General features: G+C 29.2%; 11 protein-coding genes. 8 read left to right on the forward strand and 3 right to left on the reverse strand.

The annotated features are described in order from the left end of the window. Positions 1-28: 28 nt before the first annotated feature. Positions 29-748 carry a pirin family protein gene (locus ABDZ93_RS13310; protein WP_343826894.1) on the reverse strand — a complete coding sequence of 240 codons (720 nt, stop codon included), beginning with the start codon at positions 746-748 and terminating at the stop codon, positions 29-31. Positions 749-1,013: 265 nt separating this feature from the next. On the opposite strand from ABDZ93_RS13310, the gene lepB reads away from it, so the two are divergent. From lepB to ABDZ93_RS13335, 5 genes are all read left to right on the forward strand, one after another. Continuing rightward, positions 1,014-1,520 (forward strand): signal peptidase I, encoded by a 507-nt coding sequence (gene lepB, locus ABDZ93_RS13315; protein WP_343826895.1) that lies wholly within the window; start codon positions 1,014-1,016, stop codon positions 1,518-1,520. Between the two features lie 285 nt (positions 1,521-1,805). After that, positions 1,806-3,731 carry an OPT family oligopeptide transporter gene (locus tag ABDZ93_RS13320; protein ID WP_343826896.1) on the forward strand — a complete coding sequence of 642 codons (1,926 nt, stop codon included), beginning with the start codon at positions 1,806-1,808 and terminating at the stop codon, positions 3,729-3,731. A gap of 117 nt (positions 3,732-3,848) precedes the next feature. Continuing rightward, positions 3,849-4,223 (forward strand): PqqD family protein, encoded by a 375-nt coding sequence (locus ABDZ93_RS13325; protein WP_343826897.1) that lies wholly within the window; start codon positions 3,849-3,851, stop codon positions 4,221-4,223. Positions 4,224-4,467: 244 nt separating this feature from the next. Then, on the forward strand, positions 4,468-5,559 hold the full coding sequence (locus ABDZ93_RS13330; RefSeq protein ID WP_343826898.1) for a dipeptide epimerase: 1,092 nt from the start codon (positions 4,468-4,470) through the stop codon (positions 5,557-5,559). Positions 5,560-5,686: 127 nt separating this feature from the next. Then, positions 5,687-7,813: a HelD family protein gene (locus ABDZ93_RS13335; protein WP_343826899.1), complete on the forward strand. Its 2,127-nt coding sequence runs from the start codon at positions 5,687-5,689 to the stop codon at positions 7,811-7,813. 40 nt (positions 7,814-7,853) lie between these two features. Here the strand turns inward: ABDZ93_RS13335 and ABDZ93_RS13340 are convergent, their stop codons facing one another. Next, complete coding sequence (locus ABDZ93_RS13340) at positions 7,854-8,939, reverse strand: PRK06851 family protein (RefSeq protein WP_343826900.1); 1,086 nt, start codon at positions 8,937-8,939, stop codon at positions 7,854-7,856. 77 nt (positions 8,940-9,016) lie between these two features. Next, the gene (locus tag ABDZ93_RS13345; protein ID WP_343826901.1) at positions 9,017-10,195 is read right to left on the reverse strand and encodes a cation diffusion facilitator family transporter; all 1,179 of its coding nucleotides are present in this window, start codon (positions 10,193-10,195) and stop codon (positions 9,017-9,019) included. A 153-nt stretch (positions 10,196-10,348) separates the two neighbouring features. Between ABDZ93_RS13345 and ABDZ93_RS13350 the strand changes: the two genes are divergently transcribed. The 3 genes from ABDZ93_RS13350 to ABDZ93_RS13360 all read left to right on the forward strand — a co-directional run bounded on the left by ABDZ93_RS13350 (position 10,349) and on the right by ABDZ93_RS13360 (position 21,532). After that, positions 10,349-11,650: a M18 family aminopeptidase gene (locus ABDZ93_RS13350; protein WP_343826902.1), complete on the forward strand. Its 1,302-nt coding sequence runs from the start codon at positions 10,349-10,351 to the stop codon at positions 11,648-11,650. Between the two features lie 88 nt (positions 11,651-11,738). Continuing rightward, on the forward strand, positions 11,739-12,725 hold the full coding sequence (locus ABDZ93_RS13355) for a ComEC/Rec2 family competence protein (RefSeq protein ID WP_343826903.1): 987 nt from the start codon (positions 11,739-11,741) through the stop codon (positions 12,723-12,725). Positions 12,726-12,916: 191 nt separating this feature from the next. After that, complete coding sequence (locus ABDZ93_RS13360; protein ID WP_343826904.1) at positions 12,917-21,532, forward strand: GH36-type glycosyl hydrolase domain-containing protein; 8,616 nt, start codon at positions 12,917-12,919, stop codon at positions 21,530-21,532. Positions 21,533-21,557: the final 25 nt, after the last annotated feature.

Consider the following 21,557-nt stretch of genomic DNA (forward strand, 5'->3'; position numbering starts at 1 on the left):
ATTAATTTCAGCATAGCCTTAATATTTACTAAGTTGCAGTTTCAATGATAAGTATGTTGCTAGGAATAATGGCTCTTAATTTAAAAGTTTCATTAGATATATAAGCACTATCTGAGCCTGTTAAGGTAATATTATCTGAGTTATTTGTAAAAATCTCAATATCTCCATAATATTGAAATAAATAGCATTGTCTCCCTTTATTAATTGTAAAAATTAAATCTTTGTTAGGGTTTAGTAATGCAAAATAAATATTAATATCACAACTAGATTTAATAGGAGCTAGACCATTTATAGGACTAATAACATATAACCACTGATTTTCAATAGAATTTTTAAAGTCATATTTATTTAATATAGGAGATTTATTATACTTTTTTAGATTATAAGCATCATTATTGGTGTATAAGGATATCTCTATAATATCTAGAGAATCAATACCACTATTAAAAATATCATAGGTTATTCCATCCATGCAGTTAATGTAAAGAAAATTTCCAGATGAAAGAGTTTCTAAATTTCCTATGTTATCGCTATATAGTAATTCACCTGAGATTACATACATAATAATTTCTTCTCTTATTTTAAAATTATTATGAGTTCCACTTCTAGGAACTAAGGTAATATTCTTTAGTTCTTTGATACAAAGTTCTGAATTCATATTATCAATAGAAATAGAAAGATTAGAAGTAGTTTTTAAATAAGAAAAGTTTTCTACTTGACTATAAGAAACAATTCTTCTATTAATCAAAATATTACCTCCCAGTATATAATTTATTATTTGGATATTTATATGAATAAATAATTTTAATTAACATAAAACTATTTTATGATATTAGTATTTGCAGTTTCTATAATTTAATAGTAGGTATGTTTTTCACCTATTATTAAATAAATTAATATGTGGAAATAAATTAGATAACGAAAGAATATATGATAAGATGATATTTATTGTTTAAAATGTGGTAGTATAGTAATATAAAAATAACTTTAAGTGACTTTGGGGGGAATAATTAGTGATAAAATTTCTTAAAGAATGGATTATACCAGCATTTATTGCTATAATTTTAGGATTTTTAATAAATAAATTTATATTTTTTAATGTAAATGTTCCAACTAAATCTATGTATCCTACTATTACACCAGGAGATAGAATATTTTCATTGAGAACATATAAACCATCATCTATTAAAAGAGGAGATATTTTAGTATTTCATTCTGATGAACTAAATAAAGATTTAATTAAAAGGGTAGTCGGACTTCCAGGAGAAAATGTAGAAATTCAATCAGATGGAAGTGTGTATATAAATGGAGAGTTTCTAGAGGAGAATTATGTAAGTAGCTTTAGCGATATTGCAGGAACTTTTAATGTACCGGAAGGTTGTTATTTGTTTATGGGAGATAATAGAGGAAATTCTATTGATGCTCGTCTATGGGAAAATCCCTATATATCTTTCGAAGACATACAGGGAGAGGGGAAATTTATTATATTTCCTTTTAATAGGTTTGGAAAATTAAAATAGTATATTAATAATAAAACATTAAAGAAGTATTGAAGTGGTGAAATTTATTTCACCACTTTCTTTATTTATTTTTATGTTAAATACAATAATAATTAAACTATATTTAGGGAAAGATAAATTCAATCCATAAAATATATTTAAAGGCATAAGGTAATTTAACAATGACTAAACTAGTAATAAAACAATTAAGAAAACAATTGAGTAAGAAGAAAAAATTAATATTAAAAATAAGTCGAATATGCATATTCAATGTGACTAATATATCTTACTAAGGAGGAATTATAAATGAAGGAAAATAAAAGATTATCACATACTGCCTATGGAGGTATAAAGGGTGATGACTATATGCCTTTTATTCCAACCACAACGGCAATGCCTGAGTTAAGTGTTTACTCTATTGTAATGGGTGCATTATTTTCAATGATATTTGCAGCTGCTAACACTTATCTTGGATTAAAAGTTGGTCTCACTATTGCAGCAGGAATTCCAGGAGCAATACTGGGTACAGGAATTTTAAAAGGAGTATTTAGAAGAAATAATATATTAGAGGCTAATATGGTTGCTTCAATTGCAGCTGTAGGAGAATCTATAGCAGGTGGAATTATATTTGTACTACCAGCAATTATTTTATGGGGACTTAATTTAAGTGTTTCTACAATTGTTATTGTTACTCTGTTAGGGGGACTTGTAGGTATATTCTTTGTTACTCCTCTAAGAAAATTTTTAATAGTTGAGGAGCATGGGAATTTAGTATATCCAGAGTCTATGGCTGCAGCTGAAGTTTTAGTTAATGGAAGTGAAGGCGGTAGTGGATTTAAAATGGTTTTAATGGGTCTTGGAATTGGTGGGGGTTATAAATTAGCTTCTGGAGGATTTGCTCTTTGGAGTGAAAGACCAGAGTGGGTTATACCTGCATATCAAAATTCAGTATTTGGGATAGATACATTAGCATCACTTCTAGGTGTTGGATTTATAGTTGGTACAAGAGCATCAGCATTTATGTTTGGAGGATCTCTTGTAGCATGGCTTGGATTAATACCACTTATTAAATATATAGGTAGTACGGTTCCAGAGCCATTATTTCCTTCAACTATGTTAATCTCAGAAATGGGAGCTTCAGATATATGGAGTAAGTATATAAGGTATATAGGAGCAGGAGCTGTTGCTACAGGTGGATTTATTTCTTTAGGTAAATCAGCACCAACAATTATTAGATCCTTTAGAGCAGCTATGGCTGGCATAGGTAAAAAGGATAATGGTACAATAACTAGAATAAATGAAGAGCCTCCAATAGTTTGGGTAATAGCTTCAGCAATACTAGTATTTGTTCTTGCATGGTTATTGCCACAAATTAGAGTGGGGATAATAGGCTCATTAATGGCAGTAGTATTTTCATTCTTCTTTGCAGTAGTTTCTGCAAGAATGGTTGGTATAATTGGTGCATCAAATAATCCAGTATCAGGTATGACTATTGCTACTTTACTATTTGTTGCGGCAATATTAAAGATAACTGGCAATATAGGGCAAAAGGGGATGATTACAGCAGTTATGGTAGGAGGTATAGTATGTGTAGCTATAGCTGTTGCTGGTGGTACTGCCCAAAGTTTAAAGACTACATTTATAATTGGTGGTTCACCAAAGAAAGTACAAATAGGAATGTATTTAGGTTTAATATTTGGTGCTGTAGTTTGTGGATATGTATTATTAATGCTTAATAACACATATGGAATTGGTTCAGAAGCAGTGCCAGCTCCACAAGCTACTCTGATGTCAATGGTTATAGAAGGTGTTATGACTGGTGAATTACCTTGGGTACTTGTATTCGTAGGAGTATCAATAGCAGTCTTTGCAGAAATATCTGGGCTTCCCGTACTTCCAGTTGCCCTTGGACTTTATTTACCGATACATTTAAATGCAGGTATATTATCAGGTGGTATAATTAGAATATTTGTTGAGAAGAAATTCAAGAAAAATGAATCTCTTATGAAAGAAAAAGTAGAGAGAGGTATTCTTATATCTTCTGGATTAGTTGCTGGAGATGCCTTAATGGGTATAGTAGTTGCAGTTTTTGCTACTTTAGGTATTAACGTAGCCTTTGGACTTAATTTTGAAGGGTTAACTCAAAATTCTATATTCTCAACAGCTATATTCATAATTCTTGGAGTGGTTATTTATCTTATTTCTTGTAGTGGAGATAATGAAAGAACTTAAAGGTAAGTGGTGATTATTGGGATTATTTCTTATAATATTATAATATGTGGATATAATTATGAATAATATTAAAGTTAAGAGCCGTTGAGGCTCTTAACTAATTTGTAGGTGATTTGTATGAAAGGTAAAAAAACTCAAAATAAAGAAGAAAAGAATTTTCTTTTATATATTCCTAAAATTGAACATGATAACTATAAAATTAATGAAAATAATATAGTTACCTTATATTTTGAACATAATAAAACGATAGAAAAGTTTGCAAGATGGTTGATTAAGAAAAATAATCTTAGTGATATAGTTTTTGATGAAAAATCATCATTAGTATGGACTTTAATAGATGGTAAAAGAAGTATATATGACATTGCACTTGAGATGGCAAGGAGGTTAGGTGATACGGAAGAAGTAGCTATAGAGAGGCTTGTAATGTACATAAGATATATTGCTAGAAAAGGATGGATAAAGTTCATAGGAATAAAACATAACGGAGATTAATATTAAGAAATACATAGATATTGAGAGTAATATCTATTATTTAAATAAATTGAACAAAAACAACCTACTATATAGCTTGACTACTTTAGGCTTTGGTGTATAATTATGACTTGACTAGATAGAAATTTTTACGAAAATGTAGAAAATCTATCCTATTTTATTTTTAGCATATTCTTTATGAATAAAATACAAATAGGATTAATAATATTAAAAATATAAATTTATAAATAGTAGGGGTATAAAAATGATTATTGCAGATGTTAAAGTTGGTAGAATCACAATGCCATTAAAAAAACCATTCGTAACTAAAAACGGAGTTTATAATTATTCTAACGAAGTAGTTGTAAAGATATTTACAGAAAATGGGGACATTGGAATAGGAAGTGCAGCTCCAGCACCAAGGGTAACAGGGGAGACAGAAAGTTCAATTGTAGGTGCTATTAAGCATATTACTACTTTTATTAAGGGCATGGACCTTACTTGTCTTCAATGTATTTTTAAAGTTATGGATGAATGCATTAAAGGAAATAATAGTGCAAAGGCAGCTGTGGAAATTGCTATATACGATCTTTGGAGCAAAGGAGTAAATACTCCATTATATAAGTTATTAGGAGGCTTTAATTCAACGGTACTTACAGATATAACTATACAAGATGATGATAAGATGGAAAATATGATAAATGCAGCCTATGAAGCTACTAGAGATGGCTATACTAATATTAAGATAAAGCTTGGGAATAATGTAGAATCAGACTTTGAAAAAGTGAAATTTATTAGACGTGCTATTAGAAAAGGAATAAAAGTAAGAGTTGATGGTAATCAAGGTTGGTCTCCAAAAGATGCAATAAAAATTATTAAGAAAATAGAGCAATTAGATTTGGATATAGAGTTTGTGGAACAACCAGTTAAAGGTTGGGATATAGAAGGATTAAAATTTATAAAAGATAATGTGGACACTATGATTTTGGCTGATGAATCAGTATTTGGATCACCAGAGGCGTTTAAGGTAATTCAGAATAGAGCTTGTGATTTAATTAATATAAAACTGATGAAATGTGGTGGAATACAAAATGCCATAAGAATTTATAATATGGCAGATACTATGGGTATAAGGTGCATGGTTGGATGTATGCTAGAGAGTAAGATTGGAATCACAGCAGCAGCTAGTTTTGCAGCATCAAGAGGAAATATGATAACAGCAGATTTAGATACAATGATATACTTTGCAGAAGATCCTATAGTTGGAGGGGCAATCTTTGAAGGAAATAAAATCACTTTATCTGATGAGCCTGGTCTTGGAATTACTGATATAAAAGGCTGGGAAGAAATAATATAAATCAACTTTATATATCTACACATTATGTAAACTTAGCATGGATAGAAGAGTCTAAGATTTAAATGTAGAATTTAGAATAAGTCACCATGAAAATTTATTATAAGAATCTAATAAAGGAAGTGGTTTTATGTCAAATAGTCTTAAAGAACAATTAAAGAAACAGCTAGAAGTTGCCATAGAAGAAGAAACATTAGAGCATGTTATAAAAATTATAAATGATGAAATCCTTAAGTGTATAGAGAAAAGAAAGCATATAACCAATGCCATATTAGAGTACAGGAAAAATGTTTTAGAAGAATTTAAAGATGATGAAGATAAGATAATAGAGTATTTTGACCATGAAAACTATGTGAAAGAAGAAAACTTTAAAAGTACTGATAGAAAATTAAAGGAACTAACAGTGTTAAAGTCTTCCCCTTATTTTGGAAAGGTTACTTTTAGAGAAGAAGATTATGGAATAGAAGATATATATATTGGGAGGTTCGGAGTTACTTTAGAGAAAACATTTGAACCACTAATTATAGATTGGAGAGCTCCAATTTCAGCACTTTTTTATAATGGTGCAGGAAATGTTGGACATTATAATTCACCGGATGGAGAAATTACAGCTTCTATTTTAGGAAGAATCCAATATATCATAAAAAGAGGTAAGTTAGAGGGATTATTTAATTCTAATATTGATATAAAAGACGATATTCTTCAAATGGTATTAAGCAAAAATTCTTCAGATAAGCTGAAAGACATAGTTATGACTATACAACAAGAGCAAGATGAGATTATAAGACAAGATAAGAATAAAATACTAGTGGTCGATGGAGTAGCTGGAAGTGGTAAAACGACTATTGCACTTCATAGAGTTGCTTATTTAATCTATAACTATAGAAAGCTATTAGAAAATAAGGTTTTAATATTAGGACCTAATAGAATATTTATAGATTATATTTCAAATGTTCTTCCAACTCTAGGCGAGACAGGCGTGTTCCAAACTACATTTTTAGATTTAGCTTTAGAGTTAGTAGATGTAGATGATGTTATAGATATTAAAGATGTTATGGAAAGAATTCTTAACAAAGACAAAAATTTTGAGAAGAAAATTATTTATAAGAGATCTTTGAAATTTATGGATGATCTAGATAAACTTATCATTAAGTTGGAAGAAAATAGTTATATTTGTGATGGTGTTTTCTTTAGGGATAAAGTTATAGCAACTAAAGAAGAAATTAAAAGCATGTTTACGAAAGATTTTACTTCACTGCCGTTGTTTAGGAGAAGTAAAAAAATTAAAAGGATTTTATTTTCTAGAATTAGTGATGTTAGAGATGAAGAGTTTAGATCTATTGAAAAGCAATATAAAGAAAAAAAGGAAGAGTATACTCAGGAAGAATTAATACTTCATATAAATGATTTAGAATTTAAAAGAAAATTAGAGATAAGAGAATTAGTAAGAGATGCAATGAAAGTAAAAGCTACCTTAAATTATTTAGATGAAAAAAGTATAGAAGAAATATATAAAGAGTTTAATGGTGATGAAGAATATACAGAAGAAGATTTAGTTGCTATACTATACTTAAAAGTTAAGCTTAAGGGTTTAAAATTTAATAGAGAAATTAAACATTTAGTAATTGATGAGGCTCAAGATTATTCACCACTACAATTTATAGTATTAAAAGAACTAGTAAATACTAAGTCTATGACTATAGTTGGAGATAGTAACCAGCAATTAATATCTAATGGAAATGATTCTTCTTTAAGTCATATTAAGGATGTATTTAGTGAGGATTCAGTTGAAATGTTTAAATTAAATAAAAGTTATCGTTCAACTAAAGAAATCATGGAATATAGCAATCAGTATATAGATGCTATTTCCATAGTACCTATGGTTAGAACTGGGGCTCCTGTTGATGAGATATTAGTAAGAGATGAGAGAGAGCTTAAAGAAAATGTTATAGACCTAGTAACTGGCTTAAAGAAAAAAAATCTAGAAAACATAGCAATAGTAACTAAGAATTTATCTCAGTCTAAGGATATATATGAGTTGTTAAAAGAAGATATTTCATTGAAGATCATAGATAAAGAGAATATTCATATTGCAGAGGGAACTATGATTATGCCTAGCTATTATGCAAAAGGGTTAGAATTTGATGGAGCTATTATAATTGAAGAGGAAATTCGAGATATATATAAGGATAATTTAATGTATATAATGTGTACTAGAGCACTTCATGATTTAATAGTTATTAAAAATAAAAAATAATAGTACCTTAGGTGCTATTATTTTTATTTTAAATATATTATTAATTTTCTTCGTATCCTTGAATTTTAGCTAATATTTCCTCATAAATTTGGTCGGCTTTATTAAAATCCATATTAGGAACATAGAATTCTTCTAATTCATCATGTAAATCTTTAGCTGTTTTTATACAATCGAGACCTTTTTGAAGTAGAATATAGAATATGGAAGAAACATCGTCTATATCATCTTGTTTTTTTTCGGTATAATTTGTATCTAATAGACTATCCATATCATATTGCTCACCATGAAATTCAATTTTAGTAATTTCATTTGATGTTACTATGGCAACATTTAATTCAGGAATTAATAAATGTTCAATCTTTTCAGGAGTTAGTGGAGTGTGTAGAATTTCTACATCTAGACCTCTTCTAGTAGCTTCATCTGCAATATATTCAAGAACTTGAGATTTACCAGTTCCAGGTGCTCCTTTAAGTACATAAACATTCGACATATCCTTTATTATATTGTGAATATAAGTTATAACTCCCTTTGGAGTAAATCCTGTTGCAAATAAGTGGCGTTTTTTACCCAGTGAGGAGAAGGTATTAGGAAGAATTCTATTTTTTAAATTTTCTTTTAAAATATTAAGTTCATATAGATTTAGAGCATTATTATTAAATGTATACCAATCATCATAAATACATTTAGCAGCAGCAAAAAATCTATATGCTCGTCTAAAGGAGTATCCAATTTCTCTATTTACAGCTAGAATGTGAAATTTTATGTTCTTAAAATTCTCTTCTTTTAAACATATTCCCATATTTACTATATCATCTACAGCACCAGGGGTAACAGGGTCTATCATATGGGGAGATGTACCATCAACCATAGCCACATTTAATTCTTTAATTAGGATTCCATCTAAAGAATCACTATCAGAAGAACAATGATGAAATTCTACATTATAACCTCTGTCAATGTAGTGTTTTCCAATTTTTTTCATAAGAGAAGATTTGCCTGTACCAGGACCTCCCTTTAAACAAATAATTCTAGTAGCATCTTTTTGCGAAACAATATAATTAAAGTGAGAATAAAAACCTTTTCCAGTATTGCCACCTAAAAAGTAGTGAGTGGATTTTCCGGTCATAATTAAACCTCCAATGATTTCTACACTATTATAATATTATATTAAGTTAAAAATGGTTAATGAAAAATCTAAATTAATTAAATAAAAGATGCATCTACAGTGATTATGACATTGTATTTTGGAAAAATTTTCTTAATTTCTTCGTTTATTTGTTTTTGCAATTGAAGTTCTGATTCTTTAGTTATTATAAAATCATCTGTAACTACTACATCAAATATTAAGTTTTTATAGTCACCTTCACCTACTACTCTAAAATCATGAAAGGAAGATATATAAGGAATTTTATTTAAAACTTCCTCTAATTCTTCTTTTGCACTGAGAATCTCCTCATCATTTGTAGTTACTGGATCCATATGAATGAGTAAGTATATGCTTAACTCAGCAGAAATTTCTTTTTCTGCTCTATCTATAACCTCATGAGCAGCAACAACAGAGATATCAAGAGGAATTTCAGCATGAATAGAAGCAATTATTCTTCCAGGTCCATAGTTATGCACTAGCAAGTCATGAGTACCATCTATATGTTCATAGGAAAGTAACATTCTTTGAATATCTTCTACTAAATCTTCATCAGGAGCAACTCCAAGCAATGGGTTTAAAGTATCTTTAATTAGACTATACCCTGCATAAAGAATTACTAAGGAAACAACTAAGCCGATGTATCCGTCTATAGGGAGTGTGGTAAACTTAGAGATTAGTAGTGATATAACTACAGTAGAAGAAGATATTACATCACTTATTGAGTCTACAGAAGAAGCTTTAAGAGCAGAAGAATTTATCTTATTACCTATACCTTTATAGAACCTACTTAACCATATTTTAAATGAGATAGATATTATTAAAAGAATAAATGGAAGTAATGCAAATTCTACAGGAACAGGATTTTTTATTCTATCAAAAGAGCTTTTTATGAACTCAAAGCCAACTAATATTACTAAAAATGCAACTATGAGACCAGAAATGTACTCAATTCTTCCATGTCCGAAGGGATGTTCTTTATCTGCTGGCTTATTTGAAAGTTTAAACCCAAAGATAGTTACTAATGAAGCACCGACGTCTGAGAGGTTATTAAAAGCATCAGCAATTACAGCAATACTATTAACTAAAAGTCCAGCAGTAATTTTAATTAGAAATAAAACTAGATTTACTAAAATACCAACAACTCCACCAAGATATCCATAGCGCTCTCTAACTTTTTTATTTTTTATATCTTCACTATTTTTAATAAACTTTTTTATAAGTATTTGAGAAATCAATTTTTACACCTCTTTATCAATATATTTTTTCTTATAATTATAGTATAACATGAGAACGTGTTATCAATTAGGGAAAATTATAAAATTCATAGGAAATGTAGTAAAAGTTTGGTATACTATTGTTAGTATTTTGTTTAAAGGAGGGGGTTAATTATGTCCAAAGAATTGAAGTTTGCCAGAGAACTTATAGATTTTTTGTACGAAAGTCCTACTGCTTTTCATGCAGTGAAGAATGTTAAAGATTCTCTTGAAAGTAGTAATTTCAAGGAATTAAAAGAAGAGGATAAATGGAACTTAGAAAAGGGTGGGAAATATTACACTACCAAAAATGGATCTGCATTAATTGCCTTTACTGTAGGTAAGGGTGATATTGAGAACCATGGATTTAAAATTATAGGTGCTCATACAGATTCACCTACATTTAGAATAAAACCAAATAGTGAAATTATATCAGAAAATAATTATATTAAATTAAATACAGAGGTTTATGGTGGTTTAATAAGAAGTACATGGATGGATAGACCACTATCTTTAGCAGGAAGAGTTGCTTTAAAAGGTGAAAATTTACTTAATCCAGAGCTAAGGTTAGTAAATATAAAGAAACCAATATTAATAATACCTAGCTTAGCAATTCATATGAACAGAGAAGCAAATTCTGGTGGAGAATTAAATCCACAAAAAGATACGCTTCCACTACTTGCAATGGTAACCGAAGAATTAGAAAAGGATAATGCCTTATTAAACATATTAGCAGAGGAATTAAAGGTAAATAAAGAAGATATTATAGATTTTGATTTATTCCTTTATGAATTTGAAAAGGGATGTATTGTAGGGGTAAAAGATGAATTTATATCTTCAGGTAGATTAGATGATCTTCAAATGGTTCATGCTGGAATCGAAGCACTTAAAGAAGCTCCAATAACTGATGGAATAAATGTAATGGTATGTTTTGATAATGAGGAAGTCGGAAGTTCTACAAAACAAGGAGCAGATTCAGATATGTTAGCCAATATCTTAGAAAGAATAGTTCTTTGTCTTGAAAAGGGTAGAGAAGAGTTCTTTAGAGCACTTAGCAGATCCTTTATTATATCAGCAGACAATGCTCATGCAGTTCATCCTAATAGTCCAGAAAAGGCAGATCCAACTAACAGACCAATTGTAAATAAAGGACCTGTTATAAAGATAAATGCGAATTGTGCATATACAAGTGATTCAGATTCTTCAGCTGTATATGAGGCTATTTGTGAAAAAGCAGAAGTGCCAGTACAAAAGTTTGTAAATCGTTCAGATTCAAGAGGTGGTTCAACTATAGGCCCGATATCCTCAACACATTTAAATATACGTTCTGTAGATATTGGAAATCCAACCCTTGCTATGCACTCTATAAGAGAATTTGCAGGAGTTAAGGATCATAGTTATGTAACAAAATCCTTTGTAGAATTTTATAAAATATAAATAGAATATAATTAGAGTTACTCCTTCTAACATATGTGTGAAGGAGTTTCTATATTAAACAAAAGATACAATCAGGAGAAGTGATGACATGGGAGTAAAACATAAGCCAAATAGCAAATTAGTAAATGTAATTATCACCCTTGCTATAATATTTTTAACTGGAGGATTTATAGGAAGTACGGTGGAAGATAAATCCTATGAGAATAACGATACTAAAACAATATTTCAAGGTGAGCAAAAGGAATCTAAGGATAAGAATATTAATGGTAGTGATGTTATTACTGGTGAACTTAAAGTTCACTTTATTGATGTTGGACAGGCAGATAGTATTCTTATAGAAAATAAGGGCGAGGCTATGCTTATTGATGCAGGAAATAATAATGATAGTGATTTAGTAGTAAACTACATAAAAAATAGCAATATAAAGAAACTTAAATATTTAGTAGGAACTCACCCTCATGAGGATCACATTGGAGGCTTAGACAAGGTCATAGATAGCTTTTCAATAGATACTATATATATGCCTAAGGTAACTACTACTACTAAAACCTATAAAGATGTGGTAACTTCGGCTAAAAAGAAGAACCTAAGCTTTACTATACCTAAGGTAGGTGAAAAATTCACCTTGGGAGATGCTAATTGTACCATACTTGCACCCAATAGTGAAAGTTATGAAGATATGAATAATTACTCCACAGTAATTAAATTGGAGTATGGAGATACATCATTCTTATTTACAGGAGATGCAGAAGCAGAATCAGAAAGGGAAATCCTAGATAAAAAGTTTGATTTAAAGTCTACGGTATTAAAGGTCGGGCATCATGGAAGTCATACCTCTACCAGTGATGAGTTTTTAAATCAGGTTAATCCAACCTACGGTGTAATTATGGTTGGACAAGACAACGACTATGGGCATCCAAGACAAAATGTAATGGATAAATTTAAAAATAAAGGTGTAGAAGTCTATAGAACAGATGAGCAGGGAACTATAATTGCAACAAGTGATGGAAAAGAGGTAAAATTTAATGTGAAACCTGGTAGTTATAACGGATTAACGAAAGGGAAATCTAAATAAAACATAAAACAATAATATAATGAAAGAAGCCATCTAGGAACAGTAAGTATAAAGTTACTATTTTTAGATGGCTTTTATGCAAATACAACAGAAAAATTTAAAAGATAAGGTGAGTAAGTAAATTTACTATTATAGATTTAAGTTAATTTGGTAATAATAATAGTTGAGCATCATTGAAAGGGGATAGCACTATGGAGTACATATTTATTTTAGTAAACTTAATACTCATACTTAGTATAGTTTTTCTTATGTTTGTAATTAAAAATAGAAATAAGAAAAGAGCATATATTGAGATTAATGACAATAGTTTTTTAGCAGAAAATAAAGAAAAATTGGAAGATGCCATCGATAATATGGCTAGAGATCATAGGGAAATTGAAAAAATAAGCAGGAATGATTTAATTTCTAATTTAGATAAACATTATAATAACATATTGGGATGTCATAACTTATTTAAAGTTGATAAAAGTGGAGAATATGTGAAGATAAAAGGAACACAATGGATATTAGATAATATTTATGTTATTGAAAAAGAATATAAATTTATAAAAAAACATTTATCTAAGAAATATTTAAGGTCTCTACCTATACTAAAAAGTGGAGCACTAAAAGGCTATCCTAGGATTTATTCTTTATCAAGAGAGATATTGGGAATTTATAGAGATAAGCTATCTAGGGAGAATATTAATAAGTTTTTACATAGATATCAAGAGACAACCATATTAACCATGGGAGAATTATGGGCGTTACCTATAATGCTTAAAATCGCTTATTTAGAGATAATAGGCAAAAGTTCAGTATTAATAGTTAATAAAGCTAATGATAGACATAGAGGGGAAAGATTAGCTGATAGGATTATTAAGTATTATAATGAAGATAATATGAAGAGAGCTATGGAGTTCATATCAGAGAATAATATAAAATTTACAGAATATTTTGCAGAGGCATTAATAAGAGTTCTAAGGGATAACGGAGTTAATTATGAAGAATTAAATTTATGGATAGAAGATAAATTAAGTGAAAATGAAATTACTTTAGATAAGATTATTATAGATTCTAATAAAAGCGATGGTATTTATTCTACAGCTATTAGTAGTAGTATTAATGGTATAAGAAATTTAGACAATATAAATTGGGAAGAAGTATTTACTGATAGTAGTAAGGTAGAAGAAATACTAAGTAAAGATCCAGCCACAGTTTATAATACTATGGATTTTTATTCTAAGGATTATTATAGACATATTTTGGAAAAGATAGCTAAACAAAATAAAATTTCTGAGACATTTATAGCTAGAAAAGTATTACAGTGTGCAGAAAAAGGTAGTGAAAAAGAATTTGAAAACCATGTGGGATATTATCTAATTGATAGTGGTAGAGATAAACTTAATCATATTTTAAATATCGATTTTAAAGGATTTGAAAAGTTAAAAAACATGATAAAGGGAAGAGCCGTTGGTATTTATATAGGAACTATAGTTATTTTTACAGCCACATTACTAGGAGGATTTATAACTTGGAGTTATCTAAATGATATCAATATATCAATATCTAAATATATATTATCTGCAATAGTTACTATTATACCTCTTAGTGAGGTTGTGGTATCTATATTAAATTGGAGTATTACTAATTTAAACACACCAAATTTATTACCTAAAATTAATGTTTCTGATAGAATACCTAAAGAGGGAATCACGTGTGTAGTAGTTCCTGTGCTAATAGAAAGCATAGAGAAAGCTAAAAGTTTAATCAAAAATTTAGAAACTTATTATTTAGGAAATAAAGATGAAAATTTATATTTTGCTTTATTGGGGGATTTTAAAGATAGTGATAGAGAAAAAGAAGTAGAAGATGAAGTAATATCTAAATTTTGTATAGATGAAATTAACAAGTTGAATACAAAGTATAAGGAAAATAATGGTCGTTTTTTCTTCTTATGTAGATATAGAAAGTTTAATGAAAAGGAGAATAAGTGGCTTGGATGGGAGAGAAAAAGAGGAAAACTAGAAGAGTTTAATAAATTTATAAGAGGAGATAAAAACACCACATATAATATTTTTAGTGAAGGTGTAGAAAAGCTTTTAAAAGTAAAATATGTTATAACTTTAGATGGAGATACCGTACTTCCAAGAGAATCAGCAAAGATTTTAATTGGTGCAATGCTTCATCCGTTAAATAGAGCCTATACAAATGATGATGGGACTGTTTGGAGAGGCTATGGAGTAATACAACCAAGAATTACTATAGATTTAGAAAGTGCTAATAAAACTTATTTTTCTAAAGTATTCTCAGGAGAAACAGGTATTGATATATATACCTTTGCCATATCTGATGTATATCAAGATCTATTTGGAGAGGGTATTTTTACTGGTAAAGCAATATATGATGTAGATGTATTTACAAAGGTACTGCAGGGAGAAATTGAAGAAAATCAAGTTCTTAGTCATGATTTATTGGAAGGCTCTTTAGCAAGAACGGCTTTACTTACAGATGTGGGGTTAATAGATGGATATCCATCTACTCTTATTGCAAGTTGTAAAAGATTGCATAGATGGGTAAGAGGGGATTGGCAACTTTTACCCTATATATTAAAGAAAAATAAATTAAATAGATTATCTAAGTGGAAGATGATAGATAATTTACGAAGAAGCTTAATGTCTCCGTCTATGCTAATTTTATTACTTTGCTCTTTATCAGGAATCCTTCCTGATGGTATAGATAAGTGGTATATGGCAGCTTTTATTGCTTTAATAACACCTATTTTATTTAATATGTCAGAAAATATAGCTTCACCTATAAATGGGATAAGTTTAAGTGGAAAAATTCAAAATTTCCAAATGGCTTTAAAACAAGTATTTTTTATATATGCCTTTCTTCCATTTAAGGCATATTTAATGGTAGATGCCATTATAAGAACTCTATATAGATTAATAATAAGTAAAAAAAGTTTATTACAATGGCAAACTGCTGAGGAAGCAGAAAGGTCTTCAGGAAAAGACCTTATCAGCTATTTTAAATATATGTGGCAAGAGATAGTTATAGCATTATTGATTATGGCGATATCATGGAGAAGTGGATTAGGCACTTTTTATGTAATGATACCAAGTTGTATTATATGGATTATTAGTCCAGTAATAGCTTATATTATAGGTCAGAATATTAATGATGAAACAATAAAATTAAGTGAAGAAGATAATAAGGTTTTGAGAAGGTTAACCAGAAGGATTTGGGCATATTTTGAAGACTTTGTCACTAAGGAGACTAACTATCTTGGCGGGGATAATTATCAGGAAGAGCCTTATAGGGGGTTAGCTATGAGAACATCTCCTACTAATATAGGGATGACTTTAATTTCTAATATTGTTGCTGTAGATATGGGATATATTGGTACAGTTAAAGCTATAGAAAGTTTAGAAAAAACCATAAATACTTTGAATAGACTAGAAACTTGCAAAGGTCATTTTTACAATTGGTATGATGTGGAGACACTTAATCCACTATTACCTAAATATGTATCTACAGTAGATAGTGGAAATCTAATATCTTATTTATACACCATAGAAGAAGCATTAAATGAATTAAGAAACACACCTTACTTTAATTATAGAGTTAAGGGAATTGAGGATAGTGTTTATCTTGCTGTGGATGAACTACAAGATGAAAGAAAAAAATACATGTATCTTAATATTATTCAAAGAATAAAAAGAGAAGGAAAAGATGTATTAACTTTTTTTAGCCTATTAAATAACTTTGAAGAGATTGTGCAGGAAGATATAGAAAGTTTAGATAACTCTTATTGGAATAAAAAATTATTAGATAATATAAAAGATTATTTAAGTGAAATAAAATTTCTATTTCCATTTATAGAAGAAATAAGACTTTTACCAAAAAATAAATATGAAAATATAATTAGAATTATTAGTAGTGATAGTTTAGGTCATATATATGAAATTATAGAAGAGTTTAATTTTATATCAAATAATATAAATGAATTTCAATTAGACAGAATAAATAAGAATATAGATTTATGCAAGAAAAGAATAGGTACACTGTTAAAGAAATTTACAAAAATTGAAGATGAATTAAATAAAATTATAGAGAATACAGATTTTAAATTTTTGTATAATGAAGAAAGAAAGTTATTTCATATAGGTTATGATGTAGACAATGAATCATTAAGTAGTAATTACTATGATTTATTGGCCTCAGAAGCTAGAACTACAAGTTTTATTGCAGTAGCAAAAGGAATAGTTCCAACATCCCATTGGTTTGCATTAAATAGATCCTTAACTTTAATGTATGAAAGAAAAGGATTAGCTAGTTGGAGTGGAACAATGTTTGAGTACTTTATGCCAAGAATTCTGATGAAAAATTATAGAAATTCTATGTTAGATGAAACCTATAGATCTGTAATGGAAGCACAAATAAAATATGGAGCTAAGAGAAAGGTACCTTTTGGTATTTCAGAAAGTGCTTACTTTAAATTTGATGTAGATTTAAATTATCAATATAAAGCCTTCGGTGTACCTAAAGTTGGTATAAAAAGAGGATTAGAAGAAGAGTTAGTAGTATCACCATATTCAACTATTATGGGGCTTATGGAGAATATACCTAAGTCTATGGCAAATATAAAGGATCTCTTGAAACTTAATTGTTACGGTCAATATGGATTTTATGAAGCTATAGATTATACAGATAAAAGGATAAAAAATAAGGAATTAGAAATAGTAAAATGCTATATGATACATCATTTAGGAATGAGTTTATTGGCCTTAGATAATGTCATGAATAATAATATTATTCAAAGAAGGTTTCATAGAATTCCAATGATTAGAGCTGTGGAAATATTGCTTCAAGAAAAAATAAGTAAGAATGTGGTTTATAATAGAAGAGAAGATAATTCACAAGAAGTTAAAGAAGTGCAAAGGCAATATTCTATCCGTAGAACATTTAAATTTGGTGAAAGCAAGTATCCAGAAACTATACTCCTTGGTAATAAAAATTATAACATTTTATTAAATACGGCAGGTGGTGGCTACTCTAAGTTCAAAAATGTAATGGTATATAGATGGAAAGAAGATTTGATTCGTAGTAGTTGGGGAAAGTTTTTTTATATTAAAGACCTGAATTCTAATGAATATACATCTTCTACCTATGAACCTTGTAGGGAACAGAGTGACAAATACGAAGTTAATTTCTATCTGTATAAGGCAGAATTCACAAAGTATTGGAGAGAACTAAAAATAAACACTATAGTTCAAGTGATTCCTGAAGATAATTGTGAAATTAGAACCATAGATATAAGAAATAATAGCAGTGAAGAAAAAATCATAGAAGTTATTAGCTATAGTGAAATAGTTTTACAGGGATATAGTGGAGATATAGCACATCCTGCTTTTGGGAATTTATTTATTACTACAGAATATATAGATGAATTAAAAGGAATACTTGCAAAACGTAGACCTCGTAGCGAAAAAGATAAGGAGATTTATACTCTTGAAAGCACACTAGGTGAAGATGAGTTTAATGTAGAGTATGATACGGCAAGGTTAAGCTTTGTAGGAAGAAATCATTCAAAAGAAAATCCTGTGGCATTAGAAGAAAATAAACCTTTGAGAAATAATGTAGGAAATGTATTGGATCCTATAATTGCTATTAAGAGAAGAGTGAGAATTTCACAAGGTGAAAGTAAAACAATAAAATATATTACAATTACAGGGAATTCTAAGGATGATGTTATAAACAAGTCAAGAAGTTATCAGGATGTTGTTATCTTAGATGAAAATGTTCTAAAATCTGCTCTAAACTTAGAAGAAAATCTTATAAATAAAGGAATAAAACCAACTCAAGTGGTTATTTATGAAAGATTTGCAAGTAATATACTATTTAATAACTTTAGTTATACCAATAGAATAAATAATTTGATTAATTTAAGTGGAGGTCAAAGAAATCTATGGGCCTATGGAATTTCAGGAGATTTGCCTATAATATTATTAACTATTAATAAAGAAAAAGAAAGTGATATTTTAAGGCAGCTTATAAATTGTCATGGTTATTTAGAAGAAAAGGGATTAAAGTTTGATATTGTAGTCATTAATAAAGAAGGAATAAGCTATGAAAAACCTCTAGATAATGCGTTGAAAAGAATAATATTAAATAGCTCTTTAAATGGAAGAGAAAATATTTCAGGTGGCATATTCATAATTAGTAATGAAAATATACCGAAGGAAGATATAAATTTACTTTATTCCATTGCAGCAATAACTGTAGAAGGATCAGAAGGTGCTTTATGGAAGCAAGTTGAGAGAACCATGGAAAATGAAGCTTATCCACACAATTCAAGAAAGTATATATGGAAAATGGGTGAACTAAAAGAAACTAATTTAAATTATAGTGATAGTAATACCCCTAAAGCAGAAGTTTCAGAGTTAAGCTTTTTTAATGGATATGGAGGTTTTAATAACAAGGGAGAATATACAATTATACTAAAGGACGGAAAATCTACACCAGCTCCATGGATAAATGTAATAGCTAATAACAATAGATTTGGATTTAATATAAGTGAGTCTGGTAGTAGCTATACTTGGTATAAAAATAGTAGAGAATTTAAAATTACTCCGTGGAATAATGATTTCATTGAGGATACTCCTAACGAAGTTTTATATCTAGAAGAAGGGAATAAACTTTGGTCAATAACTCCTGAACCAATAAGAGACAAAGGCGAGTATGTAATAACCCATGGATTTGGGTATTCTAAATTTACTCATTGTACTAATGGAATATGGGGAGAGATTACTGTATTTCCTTCAAAGGAGAGAAGTGCAAAGCTTATTAAAGTTAACTTAAAGAACTTAGACGATAAAAATAGAAATATAGGAATTACTTATGTTGCAAGATTATGTCTAGGAGATTTAAGAGAAAACAATTATGAAAAAGTTTATACTGTAATAGATGAAGAGAATAAATTCATATATGGAATAAATCCATATAGTAGTGATTTTCATTCTAGTTATGCTTATTTAAAAATAAGTGGAGGAAGAGATGAAAGTTTTAGTGGAGATGAAAGAGATTATATTGTAAGTAAAGAATATATGGAAAGTTTATCTGAACATAAAACTATAAGCTTATCAGGAAGGTGCGGCTCAGGATTAGAGCCAGTACTTAGTGAGAAAGTTTACTTAAACTTAGGATCTAATGAAGAAAAGTCACTGGTAATTATTTTAGGAGCTGAAGACAGTATTAAAGAAATTCAAAATTTCCTTGAAGAGTTTTCAGATATAGACAGGGTTGAGGAAGAGTTAGAAAAAGTAAAAGATTATTGGAAATATACTCTAAACAAGATAAAGATAAAAACAGAGGATAAAGCTTTAGATTTTATGATTAATGGTTGGCTTCCTTATGAAACCATTAGTTGTAGATTATTTTCAAGAACAGCATTTTATCAATGTGGAGGAGCTTATGGATTTAGAGATCAATTACAAGACTCCATTCCGATGATTTATATACAGCCTGAGATTACTAAAAATCAAATTCTTTATAGTGCTACTAGACAATTTGAAGAAGGGGATGTGCAACATTGGTGGCATCCGGTAGTAAATAGTGGAATAAGAACTAGATTTAGTGATGATTTATTATGGCTACCTTACGTTACTTGTATATATGTTAAAGCCACAGGAGATTATAAGATTTTAGATGAGGAAGTAGGATATTTAAAAGATGAGCCTTTAAGAGAAGGTGAAGATGAAAGGTATAATGTATCTTTAAAATCAGATTTGAAAGAGTCATTATATAGCCACTGTGTAAGGGCTATAAATAGAAGCTTAAAGTTTGGTTCACATAATATTCCTCTCATGGGAAGTGGAGATTGGAATGATGGAATGAGTACTGTGGGAAATAAGGGTAAGGGTGAGAGCATCTGGCTTGGATGGTTCATATATGCTATATTAAAAGATTTTAAGGACCTTTGCATATATAAAAAGGATGAGGATAATTATGAAAAATATATTGAAACTATGGATTTTATAAAAGAAAATTTAGAGATTCATGGATGGGATGGAAGTTGGTATAAACGTGCTTACTTTGATGATGGAACTCCACTAGGTTCCCATGAAAATCAGGAGTGTAAAATAGATGCTCTTTCACAATGTTGGTCTGTGATATCAGAAGCTGGAGATAAGGAAAGAGCTAATATAGCTATGAGTTCTTTAGAAAAATATTTAGTAAAGCCTAAAGAAAAAATAATATTACTATTGAGTCCACCTTTTGATAGCTCAGATTTAAAACCAGGATATATAAAGGGATATGTACCCGGAGTAAGGGAAAATGGAGGACAATATACTCATGGTGTTGCATGGGTAGCTTTAGCTCTTGCAAAACTAGGTAGAGGAGAAGAAGCTTACAATATATACTCTATGTTAAACCCTATAAATCATAGCTTGAACATAGAGGAAGCAAATGTATTTAAAACAGAGCCTTATGTTATGGCTGCAGATATATATTCTGTGGAACCGCATGAAGGAAGAGGTGGATGGAGTTGGTATACTGGAAGTTCAGGTTGGATGTATACTATAGCCTTAGAACATATTTTGGGCTTTAGATTAATAGAAGGAAAAGGTTTTAGAATTAAACCATGTTTACCTAAAGATTTTAAAGAATACTCTATAGACTATGGATATGAAAATGCTATATACCATATAAAAGTAATCAGAAGTGGTAATTCAACTATAACTTTAGATGGAAATGTTATAGAAGGAGATATAATACCTATTTCATCTAATGGTGAACATGAAGTAAAAGTAAATATTTAATAAAAAAATATAGGAATCGCTTTCA

The organism is Clostridium subterminale (assembly GCF_039521425.1).
Classification (GTDB): Bacteria; Bacillota; Clostridia; order Clostridiales; family Clostridiaceae; genus Clostridium_J; species Clostridium_J subterminale.

What these genes read in the sequence shown, in the direction of transcription:
- ABDZ93_RS13320 (WP_343826896.1), top strand. Translation starts at nt 1,806, where the DNA reads ATGAAGGAAAATAAAAGATTATCACATACTGCCTATGGAGGTATAAAG.
- ABDZ93_RS13325 (WP_343826897.1), top strand. Translation starts at nt 3,849, where the DNA reads ATGAAAGGTAAAAAAACTCAAAATAAAGAAGAAAAGAATTTTCTTTTA.
- ABDZ93_RS13330 (WP_343826898.1), top strand. Translation starts at nt 4,468, where the DNA reads ATGATTATTGCAGATGTTAAAGTTGGTAGAATCACAATGCCATTAAAA.
- ABDZ93_RS13335 (WP_343826899.1), top strand. Translation starts at nt 5,687, where the DNA reads ATGTCAAATAGTCTTAAAGAACAATTAAAGAAACAGCTAGAAGTTGCC.
- ABDZ93_RS13340 (WP_343826900.1), bottom strand. Translation starts at nt 8,939, where the DNA reads ATGACCGGAAAATCCACTCACTACTTTTTAGGTGGCAATACTGGAAAA.
- ABDZ93_RS13350 (WP_343826902.1), top strand. Translation starts at nt 10,349, where the DNA reads ATGTCCAAAGAATTGAAGTTTGCCAGAGAACTTATAGATTTTTTGTAC.
- ABDZ93_RS13355 (WP_343826903.1), top strand. Translation starts at nt 11,739, where the DNA reads ATGGGAGTAAAACATAAGCCAAATAGCAAATTAGTAAATGTAATTATC.
- ABDZ93_RS13360 (WP_343826904.1), top strand. Translation starts at nt 12,917, where the DNA reads ATGGAGTACATATTTATTTTAGTAAACTTAATACTCATACTTAGTATA.